Source organism: Mesorhizobium sp. M1A.F.Ca.IN.020.06.1.1, assembly GCF_004023265.1.
Classification (GTDB): domain Bacteria; phylum Pseudomonadota; class Alphaproteobacteria; order Rhizobiales; family Rhizobiaceae; genus Mesorhizobium.
Window position 1 is genome coordinate 1 of record NZ_RZSR01001257.1, and the last position, 1,380, is coordinate 1,380.

A 1,380-nucleotide genomic window follows, 5' to 3' on the forward strand; every position below is an offset into this window, starting at 1 on the left:
CCGCCAATCTCCCCCCAAAGTGGGGGGGAGATGTCCGGCAGGACACGGGGGGCGCTGTCCCGCCAGCCTAGACGAACTTAAAACATCTGCGTGCGTCTCAGGATCCTCAAGCCATCTTCCCCCGCGCCGCCACTGGCAGCGTTTCCAGCACCTTGTCGCCGTCGATCAGATGCACCTGGTCGAACAAATTCGTCACCACGCAGCAATGATCGGGAACCACGCGCACGCGCTCGCCAATGCGCAGGGCGCCGCCGTCTGAAAGCGTGACGTTGCCGTGCTCCTCGCTCAGTCCAGTCACTCGCGCGCTGGGCACGCCGAGCAGCTCGCCGAAATCCGGCAGTCCTAGCGTATCGGAGGACAAAGCCTTGCTGCCGCTGTCGAGGATGGCGCGGGAGGGCGTCGGGTGGCTGACCACGGTGGCCAGCACCGTCAGCGCGCAATCGTCGAGCGTGCCGACGCCTTTGGCGACCTGGTAGCGGTCGAGATAGATGTAGGTGCCGGGCCGGTATTCGGTGACGACGCTGTCCTCGCCCGAGCGCCACATGTCCGGCGTGCCTCCGCTGGAGATGCGCCGGCATTCGAGCCCGGCCGCCGCAAGCGTCTCGCGCGCGTTCCGCAGCCACGCCTCGGCTTCGGCGGCGCGGCCCGCCGCCGGATAAGTCATCAGCCCGCCGAAGGTTAGTCCTCTGGCCTGGTCGATCACTTTCGCCAGTGCAACCGCTTCGGCCGGGCTCTGCACGCCGCAGCGCCCCATGCCGGTGTCGCATTCGACCAGCACCGGCAGCGGGTGGCCGGTATCGGTGAAGGTCGCGGCTAGCCCTGACAGCGTTTCGTGGCTGTCCGCCGTGACCGACAGCGCGACGCGGCCATGCAGTGCCTTCAGCCGCTCCAGCTTGGCGCGGCCGAGAATGTTGTAGGGCAGGAAAATGTCCTCAAGCCCGGCATCGGCCATCACCTCGGCCTCGCCGATCTTCTGGCAGGTTATGCCGACCGCGCCAGCCGCGACCTGCTTCTTCGCCCAGTAGGGCAGCTTGTGCGTCTTGATGTGCGGGCGGAGCTTCAGCCCGTGGCGGTCGGCATGCGCCTGCGCCTTTGCGATGTTGGCTTCGGCGCGGGCCGCGTCGATCAGGATCGCCGGCGTGTCGAGATCGTCTATGCTTGCCATGAAGATCACCGTTCAAAAGCATGTCTCCCGAAGGTGGGAACCGGTTTCGGGAATGAAGACATGCGCGATCAAAAACCGGTTGGGGTTATGGGCTTGATCGGGACGGATGTCACGAGGCCAGAGCCGTCAGTGTGCGTCGACAGCGGACCGGCATTGCGATATTCGGGTTGGCAGATTTCAGCAGGCAGCGGCCGGAAGGAAAACGTCCATGAAGC

1 protein-coding gene is annotated in these 1,380 nt (G+C 65.6%); it reads right to left on the bottom strand.

The features are described 5' to 3' along the window. Positions 1-106 precede the first annotated feature (106 nt). The gene (locus tag EOA60_RS33035; RefSeq protein ID WP_095824866.1) at positions 107-1,165 is read right to left on the bottom strand and encodes a D-TA family PLP-dependent enzyme; all 1,059 of its coding nucleotides are present in this window, start codon (positions 1,163-1,165) and stop codon (positions 107-109) included. Positions 1,166-1,380 lie beyond the last annotated feature (215 nt).